The organism is Lentzea sp. NPDC054927 (assembly GCF_053610285.1).
This window is the reverse complement of the sequence record NZ_JBSGXZ010000055.1, coordinates 30,488-49,482: the sequence shown is the minus strand read 5'-3', so window position 1 is coordinate 49,482 and position 18,995 is coordinate 30,488. Positions and strand designations below refer to the sequence as shown.

Annotated in this window: 19 protein-coding genes; 10 read left to right on the top strand and 9 right to left on the bottom strand. The window is 68.3% G+C overall.

The annotated features are described in order from the left end of the window. Positions 1 to 149: 149 nt before the first annotated feature. Positions 150 to 1,724 carry a penicillin-binding transpeptidase domain-containing protein gene (locus tag ACWGE0_RS41330; RefSeq protein WP_452266338.1) on the bottom strand — a complete coding sequence of 525 codons (1,575 nt, stop codon included), beginning with the start codon at positions 1,722 to 1,724 and terminating at the stop codon, positions 150 to 152. A 77-nt stretch (positions 1,725 to 1,801) separates the two neighbouring features. After that, on the bottom strand, positions 1,802 to 2,542 hold the full coding sequence (locus ACWGE0_RS41325; protein WP_452266337.1) for an SIS domain-containing protein: 741 nt from the start codon (positions 2,540 to 2,542) through the stop codon (positions 1,802 to 1,804). Positions 2,543 to 2,654: 112 nt separating this feature from the next. Here ACWGE0_RS41325 and ACWGE0_RS41320 point away from each other — a divergent pair, with 112 nt between their 5' ends. After that, a complete protein-coding gene (locus ACWGE0_RS41320) occupies positions 2,655 to 2,837 on the top strand; it encodes a hypothetical protein (protein ID WP_452266336.1) in 183 nt (60 codons plus the stop codon). 227 nt (positions 2,838 to 3,064) lie between these two features. Here ACWGE0_RS41320 and ACWGE0_RS41315 read toward each other — a convergent pair whose 3' ends face one another. Next, positions 3,065 to 4,015, bottom strand: a complete 951-nt coding sequence (locus ACWGE0_RS41315; RefSeq protein WP_452266335.1) for a MarR family transcriptional regulator — start codon at positions 4,013 to 4,015, stop codon at positions 3,065 to 3,067. A 224-nt stretch (positions 4,016 to 4,239) separates the two neighbouring features. Here ACWGE0_RS41315 and ACWGE0_RS41310 point away from each other — a divergent pair, with 224 nt between their 5' ends. After that, positions 4,240 to 4,848: a C39 family peptidase gene (locus ACWGE0_RS41310; protein WP_452266334.1), complete on the top strand. Its 609-nt coding sequence runs from the start codon at positions 4,240 to 4,242 to the stop codon at positions 4,846 to 4,848. On the opposite strand, the gene ACWGE0_RS41305 is transcribed toward ACWGE0_RS41310, so the two are convergent. The 3 genes from ACWGE0_RS41305 to ACWGE0_RS41295 are packed head-to-tail and all read right to left on the bottom strand — an operon-like array spanning position 4,823 to position 6,631. Beyond that, complete coding sequence (locus ACWGE0_RS41305; RefSeq protein ID WP_452266333.1) at positions 4,823 to 5,407, bottom strand: nucleotidyltransferase family protein; 585 nt, start codon at positions 5,405 to 5,407, stop codon at positions 4,823 to 4,825. The genes ACWGE0_RS41310 and ACWGE0_RS41305 overlap by 26 nt on opposite strands. Before the next feature lie 10 nt (positions 5,408 to 5,417). Continuing rightward, positions 5,418 to 6,242 carry an alpha/beta fold hydrolase gene (locus ACWGE0_RS41300; RefSeq protein WP_452266332.1) on the bottom strand — a complete coding sequence of 275 codons (825 nt, stop codon included), beginning with the start codon at positions 6,240 to 6,242 and terminating at the stop codon, positions 5,418 to 5,420. An 11-nt stretch (positions 6,243 to 6,253) separates the two neighbouring features. Beyond that, a complete protein-coding gene (locus tag ACWGE0_RS41295; RefSeq protein WP_452266331.1) occupies positions 6,254 to 6,631 on the bottom strand; it encodes a hypothetical protein in 378 nt (125 codons plus the stop codon). A gap of 124 nt (positions 6,632 to 6,755) precedes the next feature. Here ACWGE0_RS41295 and ACWGE0_RS41290 point away from each other — a divergent pair, with 124 nt between their 5' ends. The 5 genes from ACWGE0_RS41290 (at position 6,756) to shbA (ending at position 11,358) form a co-directional block, all read left to right on the top strand. Beyond that, a complete protein-coding gene (locus ACWGE0_RS41290) occupies positions 6,756 to 7,394 on the top strand; it encodes an alpha/beta hydrolase (RefSeq protein WP_452266330.1) in 639 nt (212 codons plus the stop codon). After that, positions 7,387 to 8,625, top strand: coding sequence for an NAD(P)/FAD-dependent oxidoreductase (locus ACWGE0_RS41285; protein WP_452266329.1), 1,239 nt, complete (start codon positions 7,387 to 7,389; stop codon positions 8,623 to 8,625). Before ACWGE0_RS41290 ends, ACWGE0_RS41285 begins: the two co-directional genes overlap by 8 nt. Then, entirely contained in the window at positions 8,622 to 9,302 is a 681-nt protein-coding gene (locus tag ACWGE0_RS41280) for a DUF1365 domain-containing protein (RefSeq protein WP_452266328.1), read from the top strand. The genes ACWGE0_RS41285 and ACWGE0_RS41280 overlap by 4 nt, the downstream gene beginning before the upstream one ends. After that, positions 9,299 to 10,525, top strand: a complete 1,227-nt coding sequence (locus ACWGE0_RS41275; protein ID WP_452266327.1) for a class I SAM-dependent methyltransferase — start codon at positions 9,299 to 9,301, stop codon at positions 10,523 to 10,525. The genes ACWGE0_RS41280 and ACWGE0_RS41275 overlap by 4 nt, the downstream gene beginning before the upstream one ends. A gap of 146 nt (positions 10,526 to 10,671) precedes the next feature. Next, entirely contained in the window at positions 10,672 to 11,358 is a 687-nt protein-coding gene (shbA, locus tag ACWGE0_RS41270; RefSeq protein WP_452266326.1) for an RNA polymerase sigma factor ShbA, read from the top strand. On the opposite strand, the gene ACWGE0_RS41265 is transcribed toward shbA, so the two are convergent. Next, positions 11,321 to 12,022, bottom strand: coding sequence for an alpha/beta hydrolase (locus tag ACWGE0_RS41265; protein WP_452266325.1), 702 nt, complete (start codon positions 12,020 to 12,022; stop codon positions 11,321 to 11,323). The genes shbA and ACWGE0_RS41265 overlap by 38 nt on opposite strands. A 4-nt stretch (positions 12,023 to 12,026) precedes the next feature. Further along, the gene (locus tag ACWGE0_RS41260; RefSeq protein WP_452266324.1) at positions 12,027 to 13,256 is read right to left on the bottom strand and encodes an MFS transporter; all 1,230 of its coding nucleotides are present in this window, start codon (positions 13,254 to 13,256) and stop codon (positions 12,027 to 12,029) included. A 51-nt stretch (positions 13,257 to 13,307) separates the two neighbouring features. On the opposite strand from ACWGE0_RS41260, the gene ACWGE0_RS41255 reads away from it, so the two are divergent. Then, positions 13,308 to 14,348 (top strand): carbohydrate kinase family protein, encoded by a 1,041-nt coding sequence (locus tag ACWGE0_RS41255; protein WP_452266323.1) that lies wholly within the window; start codon positions 13,308 to 13,310, stop codon positions 14,346 to 14,348. A gap of 113 nt (positions 14,349 to 14,461) precedes the next feature. Here ACWGE0_RS41255 and ACWGE0_RS41250 read toward each other — a convergent pair whose 3' ends face one another. Further along, positions 14,462 to 15,055, bottom strand: coding sequence for a zinc ribbon domain-containing protein (locus ACWGE0_RS41250; protein ID WP_452266322.1), 594 nt, complete (start codon positions 15,053 to 15,055; stop codon positions 14,462 to 14,464). Positions 15,056 to 15,473: 418 nt separating this feature from the next. On the opposite strand from ACWGE0_RS41250, the gene ACWGE0_RS41245 reads away from it, so the two are divergent. Both ACWGE0_RS41245 and ACWGE0_RS41240 read left to right on the top strand, forming a co-directional pair. Then, positions 15,474 to 17,555, top strand: coding sequence for a transglycosylase domain-containing protein (locus ACWGE0_RS41245; RefSeq protein WP_452266321.1), 2,082 nt, complete (start codon positions 15,474 to 15,476; stop codon positions 17,553 to 17,555). A 555-nt stretch (positions 17,556 to 18,110) separates the two neighbouring features. After that, complete coding sequence (locus ACWGE0_RS41240; RefSeq protein ID WP_452266320.1) at positions 18,111 to 18,905, top strand: M23 family metallopeptidase; 795 nt, start codon at positions 18,111 to 18,113, stop codon at positions 18,903 to 18,905. Positions 18,906 to 18,995 lie beyond the last annotated feature (90 nt).

Here is an 18,995-nt window from a genome sequence, read left to right as displayed (position 1 = left end):
AAAAGCGTGTCCGTTTGACATCCCTCCCTGGTTGCAGCAAGAGCTGAGGCACGACTCGTGACGGGGACCCCCACCGGAACCACACGAGAAAAGCCAAAGACGCCTCGGCTTCGCCTTTGGGTCGCCTCGCCTGCGGCTTCGGCTTGGGGTTAGCCCTTCAGGAATGCGGCTGTTGCCGTTAGGGCGCTTTGGGATGAGCCTGCGTTTTCTACGAAAACTGCGAAGGCCACGTTGCCCTGGTAGCCCACGAACCAGCCGTGGGCGGTGCCGCCGCCTGCTTCTGCTGTGCCGGTTTTGCCTGCTAGGCCTGGGATGCCTGCTAGTTGCTTTGCCGTTCCGCTGGTGACTACCTCGCGCATCATCGCGCGCAGAGGTTGGAGTACGGCGGCTGGTGGGGCGGCTGCCGCGTCGTTGGCGGTTGAGGGCTTGCCGCGCATCAGGGTTGGGGTGGGTTGCTTGCCGGAGACGACGGTGGCGGCTACTAGGGCCATGCCGAAGGGGCTTGCCACTACGTTGCCTTGGCCGAAAGAGTTTTCTACCTGTTGGTCGCCTGAGGCTGGTGGGACTTTGCCGGTGTTGGTGTCGGCGCCTGCGATGGTCCAGTCGGCGCCCAGGCCGAAGCGTTTTGCCATGTCTGGGAGGGCGTTTGGCGGGAGTTTGGAGCCCAGGGAGCCGAAGGTGGTGTTGCAGCTGACGGCGAATGCGGTGTGGAAGGGGAGGCTGTCGTGGCCGAAGTCGGCGTTTTTGATGGTGCGGGTGCCGATGGTGGCGGTGGCGGGGCAGGGTAAGGGGGTGTTGGGGGAGGTCAGGCCTGCGTTCAGGGCGGCGGCGGCCGTCACGATTTTCATCGTTGAGCCTGGGGCGTAGCGGCCTACGAAGGGGTTGGTGCCTGACAGGGTTTTGTTTTGGGCCACGGCCAGGATTTCGGTGGTGGAGGCCTCGATGGCGACGATTGCCGCGCCTTGGGGGAGGGCGTCCACTGCGGCTTGGGCTGCTGCTTGGCGGGCCGGGTCGATGGTGACGGTGAGTTTTTGGCCCTGCTCTGGGGTTTTGCCGTCCAGGCGGGTGAAGGCCGCGCCCTTGGTGATGCCTACTTCCCAGCCGTCTGTGCCTTTGACGTCGCCTGCTTGGCCGGTGATGGTTTTGTACAGGCCGTCGGGGATGGTGCCTTGGACCAGCGGTTTGCCGTCGCGGCCCAGCAGGGCGCCGTCGGCCAGGGCTGGTCGGTAGGTGAGGGCGGTGTCCTCGGTCAGTTGTGGGTGGATGACGGTGGGGGTCCAGTGGACTTTCCACTCGTCTCCGGTGCGTCGCAGGGTGAGTTTGACGTCGTACTTCAGGGTGGCCTGGTTGGGCAGGGTCCACGTCACGGAGGCCGGGATGTCGGCTGTGGTGGCGTCGAGGGTGGTTTCTGGTGCGAGGGTGGCCTTGTAAGTGGAGGCGCCCATTGCCTTCTTGGTGGCGATCAGGGCGTTCACGGCCGGGTTCGGTGCGTCGGTGTGCGGGGCTGCCGTTGTTGGTTCGACGAACATGTTGTTGACGAACCGGCTGGCCACGTCGCTGGGGCCCAGGACCTTCTGCTGTTCTTGTGTTGGTTGTCGTCTTGGTTGTTCGGTTGAGGCGGCTGGGTCGTCGCTGCTGAAGAGCAGGGCGCTCGCCACGCCCAGCGTGGTGGCGGTGGCGAGCGCGCCGCCGATCAGGATCCATCTGCGAGTCTTTTGTTCCACGTCAAGTCCCCCCAAGGTAAGTGCTTCCCCGGTGGGAGATTAACGCTGAGGGGCTGCGAGATCTTGAGTATTGCTACCTAGCCGAGCTGGGGGATGCGGGTTTGGTAGTGCCTGAGCAGGTCGGCGTTGGCCGCGTCGCCGCCTTCCACGTTGGCGCTGCGCCAGAGGGGCAGTTGCACGCCGGTTTCGGCGGCCTTGTCGACCAGGCGGACCATCAGCAGGTTCCAGAGGAAGGCGGTGGCCACGGTCGAGATCGCGGCGGTCACCGGGGCTTCTACCGGGTAGGTGCTGTCGCCGGGTGGGACGAGGTTGTCCAGGACGACGGTGGCCACCTCGGCGAGAGTGACGCCGGCGCGGCGGGGGGCTTGGGCGCTGGAGGCCACGGAGGTGACTGCTACTACCGGGCAGCCGGCGTTGGCGGCTTCCTGGGCCAGTTCGACCGGGTAGTAGTTGACGCCCGAGGTGGAGAAGACGAACAGGACGTCGTGCGGGGCGAGGCCGGCTTCGCGCAGGACCTCGCCGGCCAGGCCGGAGCGGCGTTCGGCTGAGGTGCTGCTGATGGCGCCGTGCATCGGGAGCAGTTCCGGGTGGTAGACCGGGCGGACGCAGGCCAGGCCGCCTGCCCGGTAGAAGGTCTCGGCGACCGCCGCGAGTGAGTGGCCCGCGCCTGCGGTGAGGATGGTTCCGTCTGCCTGCACTGCGGCGAGCACGAGTTCGGCCACGTCGTCGAGTGCGGCGGCGTTCTGCTGCTCGACGCGCGTCAGGTGCGTGCGCACGAGGTTGCCGTAGTCGGAGCCGGTCACGGTGTCGGTCGTCATGCGGCTCAGTAGTACCGGATCGCAGGTGACCTCACCAGTAACCCGAGCACCACAAACCTCGATACGCGCGATGACGGGTGTTGTGACACCGGGCGGCTCTTGGCGGATGGGGGTGGGTTGGATCAGGCGGTACTTCTTCTTCTGGGTCGCGCTGGCGGCGGTCTTCACGGCTGCGGGGGCCACGAACATAGCGCTGGCGATCACCTACTCCGAGCTCTGGCCGGTGTGGGTGGCGTCCGCGTTGCTGGTCGTTGCCGGTGGGTGTGCCCGTGCGGCGGTGCACGCGCGGCCTTAGTGTCCTGAGCCGCTGGTTCGCGGTCAGCTTCTGGCGTGTGCAAGTACCACCAACCCAAGATCATCGAGCCTGTAACTACACCCAACCGACCTGTCTGCTCCGGCGGCCACAGACCGCGGAGCTGCTTGTTGGGTGTAGTTGCAGGCCGTTTGATCAAGAGTTGGCGGTACTTGCACACGCCACCCAGCCGAACGGGATGACTGGCTGTGGAGTTGCGACCAAGGACACTAGGCGAGCAGCTCTACGCCTAGGGCTGAGGCGGTGTGCAGGACGGAGTTGCGGTGTCGTTGGGCCACGGCCAGGCCCGCGTCGCGCAGGACGGTGGCGTGGGCGCTGGCCGAGGCGGCGGAGATGCCGAGCCTGCGGGCCAGTTCGGTGGTGGTGCAGCCGCCCGCGATGACGACCAGGGCAGCGGCGCGGGTGCGGCCCAGGAGTGCTTCCAGCGAACGTTTGCCGGCGCTCGTGACGTGCAGGTCGCGGGCCACCGGGTAGACGAGAACGGGTGAGCGGCTCTGGTCGCGGAGCATGATCGGGCGTTCCCAGCAGAAGTACGACGGCACCAGGACCAGGCCTTGGCCGTGCAGGTGCACGTCGCGTTGGGGGAAGCGGGACTCGATCGACAGCACGGGTGGCGTCCACGAGATGGTCGGGTGCAGGGCCGCGAGCATGCCCTCGCAGCCGCTGTCCAGGAAGGAACGGGCCCGCACCGCGCGTTCCGCCTCGACCACGGCCCTGATGTCGTCCCAGATCGGGGCGAGCGCGCGCCGGTGGTAGGTGCGCAACGCCTCGCCGAGCGAGTCCAACGTGGCCACGTCGCCGCTGGCCAGCAGGTGCGTGCGCGGGTCGAGGCGGTGCTGGTGGTCCAGCTGGGCCAGGTCCGCGCGCAACGACGCCACCGGCGTCGACAGCACCGCGTCGATGCCCGCGTCCAGCGCGCACGAGCCCGCGGTGGGGGTCAGGAAGTCCGGGGAGTAGCCGACGGGCGGTGCCAGCTGCATGAGCCAGCGGGCGTCGTCGGGCAACGTCGTCCGCACGGTCGCCCGCCACGAGCCGAACACCGGCGTCGCCGAGCGCTGCCGCAGCACGTGCAGGCTCAGCAGGATCTCCCACATCGGGTCGGGACCAGGGGCGACACGCACCCTCGCCAGATCCTCCGCCGTGAAGTGGACACGCAACACGACCAGCAGAGTGGCACAGCGATCCGGGACCTGTACCGGATTCGAGACTACTCAGCCGAAAGGTGCATTACGCCCACCCCGCGTGGGTCCTGGCGCGGCCGTGAGTACTTCTACCTGGGTTTTTAGGTCTTGGCCGAATGTGGTGGCGACCGTTCCGCATCTCCCACCAAGCTTCGTTCAGCGCCGCTCCAGGGGACGGCGCCACCACTGAGGGGATCTGGAAGATGAAGCTTGCGAAGATCACGGGGGCGATCGCCGCCGCCGGCGTCGCGATGACCATCCTCACCGCGCCGGTCGCGCTGGCGTCGCCCGGCGAGACCGTCATCCCGGCCGCCGCCGAGCTCGGCATCCAGGGCGAAGGCGTTCTCCCGCACCAATTCCAGGTGCAGAAGACCGGCTACTGGTGCTCCGCGGCCGCCGCCCGCATCGCCCTGACCGCGCGCGGCAAGTACGTCGAGCAGTCCACGCTGGCCAGCTTCATGAAGGTCACGACCAACGGCCTGCCGAACATCAAGAACCTCGAGAACGCCCTCGACCACTACACCGGCTCGACCTACTACCAGGTCAAGCAGTGGTCGACGGACGCGCAGCTGCTGACCAAGCTCAAGGCTGACGTCGTCTACAACGCCAACCGCGGCCACGCCGTCGTGATCAACGTGATCCGCCTGAACGGCCGCAACTACTCCGGCGGCCACTACGCCACGATCGTCGGCTACCGCGCCGGCGGCAACGAGTTCGCCGTGTCCGACCCGGCCTACGCGGGCGGTGGCCTGCACTGGCTGAGCGCGTCCAACGTGTCGTCGGGCATCAAGCTCCGCCGCTACGTGGCCTGACCTCCGGCAGGTCGCTCGGGTGATCCACATCGGCACCGTCCGCCACGTCGGCGCATTCGACGTGGCGGACGGTGTTCGCCTTGAGGTAGTCGCGCGCGCCCTGGTCACCCGCCGCTGAGGCCATCACGCCCGCGAAGTGGTCGGATCCGATCAGGACCGGGTGCCCGATCTCGCCGTGGTAGACCGCTCGTGCCAGCGTTCGCGGCTCGGCGAGGTCCATCAGGCGGTGCAGGGCGGCGACCGTGACGCCGGGTGTGTCCACGGGGAGCACCACGACCGCGTCCGCGCTGCCGACGGCGTGCAGGCCGGTCCGCAGCGACGATCCCATGCCGGTGTCCCAGTGCGGGTTGTCGACGACGGTGACGCCGTCCAAAGAGGCCTTGGCCCGCACCTCGTCCGCCTGGGCGCCGAGGACGACGACGACCGGATCGCAGCCGGCGGCCTTGAGTAGTTCGGCGGCGCTTTCGACGAAGAGCCTGCCGTCGAACGGAACGAGAGCCTTGGGGGTGCCGAACCGGCGGCCGGCCCCCGCGGCTAGCAGAAGACCGGCCACGCGCATGGCCCCGAATCTAGTTCAGATGTTCCAGGAGCATCGAGGACACGGCCTCCGGGATCTCCTCGGGGATCCAGTGACTGACGTCCTCGACCATCTCGAACCGATACCCGCCCGTGCACCACTTCTCGGTCTCGAACGCGGCCATCGACCCGAACGCGACGTCCTCGGTGCTCCAGACGTACATCGTCTTGACGCTGACCTTGTCCGCCGCCCCCGACGGCTTGCCGGCGCGGTACCAGTTCAACGCCGCCGTCAGCGCGCCTTCTTCGCTCAGCCGCTGGATGTACTCGTCGACGTGCGACTGCCGCACCCGCCACTCGAACATCGACCTGAGCGCGTGCGCGTTGTTGTCCAGCATCCGCCGCTCGGTGCTGCGTTCGCGCCAGTCGAGCATGTACTGCGAGCGCATGTGCTGGTCTTCGTCGGTCTGCAGCGCGGTCTTCAGTGCGCCGGGGTGCGGCGTGGAGAACACGGAGAGCGTGCGGAGGCGGTCCGGGTGGTCGATCGCGGTCCACCACGCGACAGCGCCGCCCCAGTCGTGGCCGACCAGGTCGAACGTGCCCCAGCCCAGCGCGTCCGCCATCGCGATCACGTCGCCGACCAGGTGCGTCACGGTGTACTCGGAGGCCTGCTCCGGCCGGACGCCGGGGGAGTAGCCGCGCTGGTCGGGGGCGATCGCGCGGAAGCCGTTCACGCCGAGCACCGCGACCTGGTGTTCCCACTCGATGGCGGCTTCGGGGAATCCGTGCAGCAGCAGCACCTGGCGGCCGTCCTCCGGGCCGGACGCGATGGCGTCGAAGGTGCCTGCCTCGGTCTCGATGCTGAGGTGTTCGATCACGGGTTCGAACACTACTCGGCGCGCAGGCGGCCGAGCGTCCGGTCGTCGGCGAGCCATTCGCCCTGCTCGTGGTGGGTGACCAGCGTGGTCAGCCGCTCGCGTGTGGCGGGTTCCAACCGGCCTAAAGCGACGTTGAAGGCGTGGAGTTCCTCCTCGCTCAACATGGCGGCCACGAGCAGGAGCACCTCACCGCTGTTCTCCGGCGGGATCTCCAGCAACTCGGGGACGGCGTCGATCGTGCCCTGGCTGAGCACGGCGGGCGGGAACAGTTCCAGGGCGCCGTAGACCGCCAGGTGGGCGGCGTAGTCGTCGGAACGCAGTGAGCTGATCAACGCACGGACCGCTGCCGGGCCTTCTGTGCCGTCGATCGCGTCGAAGTCCTTGATCATCCCATCGGACATTACAGGTGTGACCTGGCTCTCAACGGCCGAGCCGCAGAGCGTGGCCTCACGAACATCGAGTGTGCATCCGCATGTAGACGTGCTGAAACCGCCGGGCGGTACCAATGCCGTCGTGCTCGTACTGCACGGCGGACGGGAACACGGCACCGAACCCGTTCGGCGCCACAACCTCGCGTACCTGCGGATGATCCCGCTCGCCCGCGCACTGCGCGCACCCGGTGTCGAGGTCTGGAACCTGCGCTACCGGGTCCGCGGCTGGAACGCGCCGAGCCTCGACCCGGTCAAGGACGCGCGGTGGGCGCTCGACAAGATCGCCGAACTCCATCCCGGCAGGCCGGTCGTGCTCGTCGGGCACTCGATGGGCGGCCGGACGGCGCTGCGCGTTGCCGGGCATCCGAGCGTGGTGGCGGTGTGCGCGCTCGCACCGTGGCTCGTGCCCGGCGAGCCGTTCGAGCAGTTGAGGGGCAAGGCGCTGCTCATCGCGCACGGCGACCAGGAGCGGATGACCGATCCGGCGAAGTCGCTGTGGTTCGCGAAGCAGGCCAAGACCGTGACGGACCGGGTCGCGCGGTTCAACGTCGAAGGCGACGGTCACGCGATGCTGAAACGAGCACGCGACTGGACGAAGCTCGTCGTCGACTTCGTGCACGGTGAGCTCGGGCTCGAACCGGTGGCACCGGACATCTCGAATGCCATGCGGGAGGCCTCGCCGCGTGGCCTCGACGTGCCGTTGGGAGGCTCGCGTGGCTGAGGTCGCCGTCATCGGAGCAGGGGTCGCCGGGCTCACCGCCGCCTATGTGTTGCAACGCAAGCACGACGTCACGCTGTTCGAGGCCGACGACCGGCTCGGCGGCCACGCGCACACCCACGACCTGGACGGCGTGGCGGTCGACAGCGGGTTCATCGTCCACAACGAACGGACGTACCCCAACCTGATCCGGCTGTTCCGCGAACTCGGCGTGTCCACTCAGGACTCCGAGATGTCGCTGAGCGTCCGGTGCGACGGCTGCGGGCTCGAGTACGCCGGCGCGCGGAAGCTGCCCGGTCTGTTCGCGCACCCGAAGAACGCGGCCAACGGCCGGTACCTGCGGATGCTCGCCGAGATCACGCGGTTCTACCGGCACGCGCAGCGCGTTCTCGACCACGAGGAGGCGCACGACGTCACGCTCGGTGCGTTCCTCGCGATCGGCGGGTACAGCGGGTACTTCGTCGACCACTTCATCATTCCGCTGGTCAGCGCGGTGTGGTCGTCCGGAGCGGCGCTGAGCATGAAGTACCCGGCCTGGTACCTGTTCGAGTTCCTCGCCAACCACGGGATGCTCTCGATCGGCGGCACCCCGCAGTGGAAGACCGTCGTCGGCGGCTCACGCACGTACGTCGACCGCGCGGTCAGGGGGCTCAAAGCGGTCCACGTCGGCACTCCGGTTCGCGCGGTCACCCGTACGGGATCGAGCGTCGAGATCCGCGACGACGACAACGTCCTGCACACCGCGGACCACGTCGTCATCGCCACGCACCCGGACCAGGCGCTCGGGCTGCTCGCCGACCCGACGCGCCAGGAGAAGGAGGTGCTCGGCGCGTTCCAGTACTCGCGCAACGAGACCTGGCTGCACACCGACGCGTCGATCCTGCCGCGCGCGAACGCCGCGAAGGCGTCGTGGAACCTCTACAAGCGTGCGTGCCGTGAGGCCGACGACCAGGTGCTCGTCAGCTATCACATGAACCGCCTGATGCGGCTCGACGAACCACGCGAGTTCGTCGTCACGCTCAACCCGCACGACGTGAACCCGGACAAGGTGCTCGCGCGGATGGTGTACGAGCACCCGATCTACACGCCGGAATCCGTTGCCGCGCAACGACGTCTGCCGGAGATCAACACCGGCACCACCGCCTTCGCCGGCGCGTACCACGGCTGGGGCTTCCACGAGGACGGCTGTGCATCGGGTGTGCGCGCGGCCCAGCACTTCGGGGTCGACTGGTGATTTACGACGTCGTCATCACCCACACCCGCCGCGAGCTGATCGATCGGACGTTCAGCAACCGCGCGTACATGTGGCTCGTCGACCTGGACGAGTTACCTCGCCTGCCCTGGTGGGTGAAGCCGTTCGCCCGGTTCGAGGCGCGCGATCACGTCGGTTCGCCGGACAGGAGCATCCGGGCGAACCTGGACGCGTGGCTGGCCGAGCGCGGGATCGAGCTCGGCGGCGGGCAGATCCTCATGCTCGCCAACGCCCGCGTGCTCGGGTACGTCTTCAACCCGCTGTCCGTGTACTGGTGCCACGACGCTTCCGGAGAGCTCGTGTGTGTGGTCGCGGAGGTGCACAACACCTACGGGGGACGGCACTGCTATCTGCTGCGCACCGACGACCACGGCAGGGCGTCGGTGGACAAGGAGTTCTACGTCTCCCCGTTTCTCGAGGTCGACGGCCACTACGTGATGAGGCTGCCGAAGCCGGGAGACCAGCTGTCCGTGACCATCGCGTTGCGGCAGAACGGGAAGACGACCTTCAGCGCCACGATGAAGGGCGAACGCAGCACGGGGCTGCGGATGCTCTTCAGACGGCCGCTGATGCCTCAGCGCGTGTCCGCGCTGATCCGCCGCCATGGCATCGCCCTCTACCTGAGGCGCATACCGATCATCCCCAGGAGTGATGGATGAGCACGCTGACCTTGCCGCGTCCCGGCCAGGGCATTTGGCCGGGATTGTTCGACGCGCCGCGGTCGCCGCTGCGCGCCCGGATCGCCGAGTCGTTGTTCCGCAACGCCGTGGGCACGCTGCCGGTGACCGTCCAGCTGCCCGACGGTCGCACGTGGGGCGCCGGGGGTCCGGTGATGCGCCTGATCCGTCCCGCCGAGTTCTTCCACCGCCTCGGCGCCGACGCCAAGATCGGCTTCGGCGAGGCGTACATGGTGGGGGACTGGGTGTCCGACGAGCTCGCGGACGTCCTCTCGGCGTTCGCGGCACGGCTCTCGACGCTGATCCCGCCCGGCCTGCAGCGGTTGCGGCGGATCGCGGAACGGCGCCAGGACGAGGTCAACGACGTCGCCGGGTCGCGGCAGAACATCCACCGGCACTACGACCTGTCGAACGAGCTGTTCGCGACCTTCCTCGACGAGACGATGACGTACTCGTCGGCGTTGTTCGAGAACCAGGACCTCGACCTGCGCACGGCCCAGCTGCGCAAGATCGACGGCGTGCTCGACTACGCCGGTGTGCGGGCCGGTTCGCGGGTGCTGGAGATCGGCACGGGCTGGGGCGCGCTGGCCATCCGGGCGGCCGAGCGGGGCGCCACCGTCACGTCGCTGACCATCTCAGCGGAACAGCGCAAGCTGGCGCTGGAGCGGGTGAGGGACGCGGGCTTCCACGATCGGGTGACGGTCGAGCTGCGTGACTACCGAGAGGAACACGGTCAGTACGACGCCGTCGTCAGCGTCGAGATGGTCGAGGCCGTCGGCGCGGAATACTGGCCCGCGTACTTCTCGGTGCTCGACCGGGTGCTCGCGCCGGGCGGCCGGGTGGGGCTGCAGGCGATCACCATGCCGCACGACCGCATGATCGCCAGCAAGGCCAGCTACACCTGGATCCACAAGTACATCTTCCCCGGTGGGCTGATCCCGTCGGTCCGCGCGATCGAGGAGTCGGTGCGCGACCACACGCGGCTGCGGATCGTCGAGACGCGCTCGTTCGGCCACGACTACGCCGAGACTTTGAGGCGGTGGCGCGAAACGTTCCTCACCCGTTGGGACGAGGTCCGCGAGCTCGGCTTCGACGACACGTTCCGCCGGATGTGGGAGTTCTACCTGGCCTACTCGGAGGCCGGGTTCCGGGTCGGCTACCTCGGGGTCCAGCAATTCGGCATGGCCGAAAGACTGGGCCATTAGGACCACGTTCTACCCCAAAAGGGTGCTGCTTCCCCCACCCGTGCGGACTTCGTGGTCCTCTTTGAAGCAGGCGGTATCAACCGGCTCGCTGCGTTCTCTATCTCAGTGAAGCCCCCAGTGTCGCTGTAGTGGAGGAGGTCGCCGGGATGGTTCAACCCACAGCCGTGCGGACCGGTGGCGGTGTCGGCGTCCTCTCACCAGAGGACACTTGGAACCAGCCAACGGTGCCCATGCGCCGTCGGGTGCGCCAGGCACCGGTCTCCAGTCAGTGGCTCGCCGAAGCCGAGTTCACCGACCTCGTCGATGCCGCGCTCGATGGAGACAGACGGGCGGTCGAGCACCTGCTCGGCCGCATCCAGCCGCTGATCGTGCGCTACTGCCGCGCCCGTGTCGGCGGCCGCGAGCGCACGCTCGTCTCGGCGGAGGACATCGCGCAGGAGGTCTGCGTGGCGGTGCTGGGCGCGTTGTCCAAGTACCGCTACGAGCCGGGCTCGTTCCTCGCGTTCGTCTACGGCATCGCCGCGCACAAGGTCGCGGACGCCCGCCGCAAGGCTGTGCGCAACCGCGCGGAGGTAGTGCCGGAGCTGCCGGACTGCCCATCGCTCGAACTCGGCCCGGAACAGCACGCCGTCAACGGCGAGATGATGGCCCAGGTCACGCGGTTGCTGCACAAGCTGCCGCCCCGCCAGCGCGAGATCCTCGTGCTGCGGGTGGCTGTGGGGCTGTCCGCCGAGGAGGTCGCGCTGGCCGTGCAGTCGACGCCGGGTGCGGTGCGGGTGGCACAGCACCGGGCGCTCAGCCGGATGCGGGAGATGATCGCGGAAGAGGGCTAGCCGCTGTTGATGCTGTGGCGATGATCGCCGCGAGGTCTCGCGGGCAGGACAGGAACGGGGAGTGTCCTGCATCGAGGCGTTCGGTCGCGGTCGCTCGTTGCGCCATTGCTTCTTGCGCGAACACCGGGATCGCGTTGTCGTTGTTCGCGATCACGTAGGTGCTGGTCGTGTCGTGCCAGGCCGCTTGGGTGAGCCGGTCGGTGAAGGCCCGGTAGCTCTGGGCCTGGATCTTGTCGACCGGCGGCTCGTCGACGTCGTTGAAGAAGATCGTCTCCGGGGTCAGCGCGTGGACCACTTCACCGTCCTGCCGCCACCACGGCGGTGGGGTGCCACCGACCATGCCGAGCAGCGAGTCGCCGACGTCCGGCAGGAACGCGGCGACGTAGACGAGGTGCCGGACGTTCGGCTGACCGGCGGCGGCCTGCGTGGCGGGGATGCCGCCGTAGGAGTGCGCGACGACGATGGCCGGGCCGTTGATGGCTTTGATCGCCTCGCTGACGACCTCGGCGTCGTCGTGCATGCCATGTGCGGGTGATCCCACGCTGGGCAGGTCGACGGTGTCGACTCGCCAGCCGTCGTTCGTGAGCAGTGTGCGCAGCGGTTCCCAGCACCAGGAGCCGTGCCAGGCGCCGTGCACGAGCAGCAGAGCGGGGCGTTCGGGCATGTCCTCAGTGGACGTCGTGGTCGGCGTCACTGGAAAGTGCTGGCTTCCGTTCAGCGGAAACTCTCAGGTCCGTGACCATCGCGACCCCGGCCGTCACCAGGATCAGCGCGCCGAACGCGAGCAGGGCCGGGCCGCCACCCACCGCGCCCGCCAGGAACCCGCCGAGCATCGGCGCCAGCGGGGTCAGCACGCGGCTGACCAACGTCGTGATGCCGTCGAGGCGGCCCATCATGTCCTCGGGCACCAGTTCGGTGTAGAGCGCGCCGACCGCCACGTTGATCAACGGTGTGGCGACCGCGGTGATCGCCAGTGGCACGAACGGCCAGAAAGCGCCGAACGGCAGTGCCATCGCCAGGTTGCACAGGCCGAAGACCGCCAGCACCACCACGATGAGCTTGCCGGGAGCGAGCGTGACCCTGGGCGAGACCAGCGAACCCAGGATCCCGCCCACGCCGATGCCGGCGAACACCACACCGGTGTCGAGCGCCGTGCCGCCGCGTTCACCGACCAGCACGATCACCGGCAGCAGCGACGCGCCGCCCAGCAGGTTCAGCACCAGGAACACGAACGTCAGGTTGCGCAGGCCCCGCTGGTGCCAGAGCCACGTGCCGGCTTCCTTGATGTCGTGGTGCATCTTCTGCCGTGGCTTCTGCTCGGCCCGTGCGGGGATCTTGGCGAACCACGCGCAGACCGCGGCCACGGCGAACGTGACGGCGTCGACGACGAACGGGACCGCCCGGCCCACGGCCATCAGCAGCGCGCCCAGCGGTGGTCCGGCCACCCGCGCCGCGTGACCGCGCGCCTCCTCCTGCGCGAAGGCGGTCCTGAGCTGGTCCTTCGGCACCACGGCCTGGATCGCGGCGGTCCGTGCCGGCGTGGCGAACGCCGTGCACACGCCGTCGACGACCGCGAGCACGAGGAAGACCGCGACGTGGGTGTGATCGGTGAGGATCGCGGCGGCCAGCGCGGCCGCGGCACCAGCCTGGACGGTCTGGCTCCACACCAGCGTCGTCCTGCGGTCCCAGCGGTCGACCCACACGCCCGCCGGCATCAGCGTGATGATCAGCGCGGCCGCCCTCGCGCCACCGACCGCTCCTGCCCAGAACGGCGAGCCGGTGAGCGCGATGATCAGCAGCGGCGCCGCCAGCGCGGTCATCGTGGTGCCGAGCTGTGAGACGGCGCCGCCGAGCCAGAGCAGCTGGAACTGGACGTTTTTCCTGAGTGGAACCCCCATGACCGACGTTTCTACTGCATGACTGTCGGGGGTGGGTGGCAAGGTTTACGCATGGCTGATCGCACGGCTGATCCGGACTTCGACGTGCTGCTGACCGGCACGGTGTTCCTCGACATCATCTTCACCGGCCTGCCCCGCCCACCGGCGGCGGGCACCGAGGTGTGGGCCGAGGGGCTCGGGTCGTGTCCCGGCGGGATCGCGAACCTCGCGGTGGCGTTGCGCAGGCTGGAGCTGAGGACCGCGCTGGCGGCGGCGTTCGGTGAGGACGCGTACGGCGACTTCTGCTGGGACGTGCTGGCCGACCAGGAGGGCGTCGACCTTTCTTACTGCCGTCGCTTCTACGGGTGGCACTCGCCCGTGACTGTATCTATGGCGATGGAGCGTGACCGTTCGATGGTCACGCACGGCCACAAGGCGCCCGTTGTCGCGGACGATCTCTTCTGCCCGCCACCGTCGACCAGGGCCTGCTTCGTGCACATCCAGGCCGAGGACGAGCAGTGGGTGCGCACGGCCAAGGAGAACGGCGCGAAGCTCTTCGCCGACATCGGCTGGGACCGCACCGGCGTGTGGTCGCCGGAGCTGCTGCGCCGGCTCGACGGATACGACGTGTTCCTGCCCAACCACGTGGAGGCCCAGGGCTACACCCGCACCGACACCCCGGAGGCAGCGGCCCGCAAACTCGCCGAGCACGTGCCTGTGGTCGTCGTCACCCGCGGCGGCGGGGGAGCGGTCGCGGTGGACGGCACCACCGGCGAGTGTGTGGACGTGCCGGGGCTGAACGTCGCGCAACTCGACGCGACAGGTGCCGGTGACGTGTTTGGCGCCGGGTTCGTGATGGGCACTCTGGCCGGGTGGCCGCTGGAGCACAAGGTGCGGTTCGCCAACCTGTGCGCCGCGCTGTCCGTGCAACATTTCGGCGGTTCGCTGTCGTCTCCCGGCTGGGGGGACATCGCGGTCTGGTGGCGAACGGTCAGCAGGCGGCCGGACGAGGAGCTCTCGCGCTACGGGTTCCTCGACGACCTGCTGCCCGACCACGCCGGCGTGGAGGTGCGGAGGGCTAGTCCGACGATCGGGTTGCGGCTGCTCCGGTAGGGCCACCTTCTCAGTCGTGAACGGGCAGGCTTGGCAGCTCGACCTGTTCGCACCGAGTCGCGTTCGAGGTGTACCGCTGGCTGCGGCATCCGCGACGCATCCACCAGTCTGGTTCAGACTGGTGCGGGCATGGTGACGAATGCCCACGCTGACCGTGCTCGTGTTCTCACGTTGACGGCAGCGACGACATCGGCGGATCCAGCGAGACCGCACCGACGACAGCAGAAGGCGTCCCTGGTGGGACGGTTGTTTCTCGCGGTGTGCCCGCATCGCGGACACATCTGCGACGTGTAGCGAGCATCCACCTCCTGGAACGGGACGCCGGCTTCGATGGCGACACCTCGGCCGGTGCGTTCGGCAACAGCCACAACCTGTTTGCTGATCTTGTGGTTCACGCAGGTGGCGTGCCGGGCCTCTTTCCTCGCCCGGCGTTTCAGCCGTCGCGCCGCGGACTTCGTCTTCCTGGCCTGCAACTCGGCGCGTTTACGGGCGTGCCAGCGTCGGTAGCGAGACAACCGGCGGCCCTGGTAGTTGTCGCCGTCGCTGGTGGTGGCCAGGTTGACGATGCCGCGGTCCACGCCGATCCAGTCGACGGGCTCGAACTGCTCCCGCTCGGGGATCTCACAGGTGGCGGGTAGTCCAGATCGACACTGTCCGCGCGTCGTGCTGCCACGACAGGCACCGGTCGTCGAACGGCTGCGCCGCATCCGGCCTGAAGCTGATCGGTTTCGACTCCGCCTTGGCTTTGCGTTTCCCCGTCAGATTCCCAGCGCGGATGTTCGCGCGCCTCGTTGCACGCAGCCAGAGTCGCCGTCAGCGCGATCGCCTGGCGGGTGTGGGCGACAGCTTCACCCGCACGACGAGCTTCACGACCCCAGGGTAGAACACTCGTTCGAGAAGGAGGCCGCCGCCTGGGTGACACAACCAGGCACCCGTCCCTGGCCTCGCCTTCTCCGCCCAATCCGTGAACGGCTGGCATCCCTGCGACAATGGGTTGAAATCAGTCGATCAGGGGACGCAACCTCACGGGCCTCCCGCGCGACTTATACGTAGGGAATCTCTGGGGTTTTGTTCGGAAGGAGTTGCGGTTTGTTCGCCGCACGCGCGTCAGGCTTGGTCAAATTGATGGGGTTGTGCCTGACGGCGGGCGTGCTCCTCGCTGCGATGGTGTTCCCGTTCGTCGGAGGTCTCGGGCTCGCGTCCAACCGCGCTGCCGACACGGTCGACCAGACCTCGGGTGACCTCGCGAAGGGCGAGCTGCCGCTCGTCACCACCATCCAGGACATGAACGGCGAGACGATCGCCTACCTGTACGACCAGTACCGGGTGCCGCTCGAGTCCGCGCAGATCTCGGACACCATGAAGGCCGCGATTCTGGCGATCGAGGACAAGCGGTTCTTCGACCACCACGGCGTCGACTGGCAGGGCATCGCCCGTGCCGCCGCCAAGGCCGGTGTGGACGGTGGCGCGACGCAGGGCGCGTCCACGCTCACCCAGCAGTACGTGAAGAACTACATGGCTTTCGTGCTCGGCGCCGACAACGAGCAGGAGGCCTGGGAGAAGGCCACCGAGGCGACGATCGGCCGCAAGATGCGCGAGGCGCGGGTCGCCTTGCAGCTCGAGCAGCAGATGTCGAAGGAAGAGATCCTCACCGGCTACCTGAACATCGTGCCGCTGGGCAACCAGACCTACGGCGTCGGTGCGGCGGCCAAGGCGTACTTCAACACGACCGCGGACAAGCTGACCGTGCCGCAGGCCGCGCTGCTGGCCGCGATCGCGAACCGCCCGTCGTCGCTGAACCCCGGCGCCTCCCCGGAGAAGGCGCTGGAGCGCCGCAACCTCGTCATCGACAAGATGCGCGAGAACAACGCGTTCGGCACCGACCAGGGCGAGGCCGAGAAGAAGGCAGGCGAGTACAAGGCCGCGCCGCTGGGCATCGTCGAGGACCTGCAGATCCTGCCGAAGGGCTGCGTCGGTGCCGGTGACGGCCCGATCTACGGCTTCTTCTGCTCCTACCTGCTCGACTACCTGCGCGAGTCGGGCATCACGGACAAGCAGCTGCAGCGCGGTGGCCTCACCATCAAGACGACGCTGGACCCGAAGGCCACCAAGGCCGCGAAGGCATCGGCCGAGCAGCAGGTCCCGAAGACCCAGAACGGCATCTCGAACGTCATGTCCGTCGTCCAGCCGGGCACCGACAAGCACCGCGTGCGCGCCCTCGTCGCCTCCCGCGACTTCGGCAACAAGGCCGAGCTCGGCCAGGTCGCCCGTCCGGTGCCCGCCGAGGTCCTCCCGTTCGGCCCCGGCTCGGTGAACAAGGTCTTCACCGCCGCCGCGGCGCTGGAGAAGAGGATCACCGGCATCGACAAGACGATCGACGTACCCGCGACCTACGCCTCGAAGGTCTACCCGAACGGCAACAAGCCGTGGGTCGTGGAGAACTCGGGCAAGTACAACGACAAGATGTCGCTGACCCAGGCCCTCGCGACCTCCCCGAACACCGGCTTCGTCATCCTGCAGGAGAAGACCGGCCTCGACAGCGTCGTGGACATGGCCTACCGCCTGGGCATGCGCGAGACCCTGCAGGGCGTGAACCGCTCCGGCGAGCCCATCAAGGCGGACAAGTCGAACGGCCCGACCCAGGGCGACTGGACGAAGCAGAACAACGCGGGCTCCTACACCCTCGGCCCTGGCGCCACGAGCGTCCTGGAACTGGCGAACGTGGCCGCCACCATCGTCTCCAGCGGCACCTGGTGCCCGCCCACCCCGGTGGAGAAGGTCGTCGACCGCTACGGCAAGGACATCCCGCTCAAGGAAAAGCCCTGCGAGCAGGCCGTCGAACCCGACCTGGCCAACTCGCTGGCCCAGGGCATGTCCCACGACACCAACGGCTCCGGCACCGCCGCGGCCGCCGCCGCCGGCTCCGGCTGGAACCGCCCGGCCATCGGCAAGACGGGCACGACCGAAGAGCACAAGTCGGTGGCCTTCCTCGCCGCCACCCCGCAGTACGCGGGCGCCGTGATGACCTACGCCGACGGCAACTCGCCCCAGGTGATCTGCGCCAACCCGATCCGCTTCTGCCCCGGCAGCTCGCAGGGCGTGTTCGGTGGCCAGGTCGCGGCGCCGACGTGGTTCAACGCGATGAAGGCGATCCACGAGGGCCTGCCGGTGGTGCCGCTGCCGGCCGCCGCCGCCAAGTACAAGTAGGAGCGGGTCCCAGCCCGGGACTCGCTCGGCCGAAGGGGCCGTCGGACGCCAGCCGCGTCCGGCGGCCCTTTGCTTTGGGCTGATGCCGTGACGGGTGGTTCGTAGCGATGCGGACCTCGTCAAGGTCTGCGCAACCACGCTGGAACGTGACCGGCGCCGCACCGCGGTCCTCAAATCCCGCGCGCACACGCCTCGTGACCATCCCCAGGCGAGCGCGACTCAAAACCCGGCCGTGACCCTTTCACGATAAAGCGACTGACCAGTACAAACACCAAGACCGGGATTGGTACAAAGCGCGTTGACCAAGCAACCTGCCGCATGACTACGGTGGGTGACTGCTAGTGGGCCTTGTCACCCAAAGGCCCACATGGCTTGCTCGGGCCGGTGACGCGAGGTTACGTTCTGCGCCGCATGTCACGGTTCGATAACCGCAAGGACACGGATCCGCCCCCGAAGCGGTCCAGTCCACCACCGGGCCCCCGAAGCCCGCAGCCAGGCCCCCCGACGCCAGGCGAAGCGCGGTTGCCGAACTCCCCCGAGTGCATGGAGGCTGGTTTGGCACGGCATCGAGCGAAGGGCCCGCTGGTCGACTTCGTCGGCAGAGTGGACCTGGACCGCAAGAAGGCCGTTGCGGCGGTTGTCGCCGCGGGCGCCCTTGCCGGCGCCGGCTTCACCCAGGCGATGGCCACGGTCACGCCGGTCGACCGCATCGTCCCCGTTGCGGCCACCAAGGATCTCGCGGCGGCCATGACAGGCCAGCCGCAGGCGCAGGTGCAGGACATCCAGACGATCCACTCGCTGGACACCAGTGCCGAGACGCGCAAGCTGCTTCAGGCCGAGCAGATTCAGGCGCAGTTCCACGTTCGTGAGGCGCTCAAGTCCGCTGAGGGTGCTTACGCGCAGCGGCAGGCGGCCATCAAGGCCGAGCAGGCTCGCATCGCCGCCGAGGAAGAGGCGAAGCGGCCCAAGGTCGTCAGGCCGGCTCAGGGGACGTTCACGTCCGGGTTCGGTGCTCGCTGGGGCACCAGCCACAACGGTGTCGACATCGCGAACGCCATCGGCACGCCCATCGTGGCGGCGATGGAGGGCACCGTGATCGAAGCCGGGCCCGCGTCCGGGTTCGGGCTGTGGGTGCGGATCCAGCACGCCGACGGCACCATCACCGTCTACGGGCACATGAACACCATCGACGTGCCGCAGGGTGCGAAGGTCAAGGCCGGCCAGCAGATCGCGACGATCGGCAACCGCGGCCAGTCGACCGGGCCGCACCTGCACTTCGAGGTCTGGGTCGGTGGCGGGCAGAAGATCAACCCCGTCGGCTGGCTCGCCGAGCGCGGCGTGACCCTCTAGTGGCGTGGCCCGAAACGTTGCCGTGGGAATTCGCGGTCAGACGGGCGCATCGTGGTGCCGCCCCCGCGTCCTCATACTGGATCGTATGGG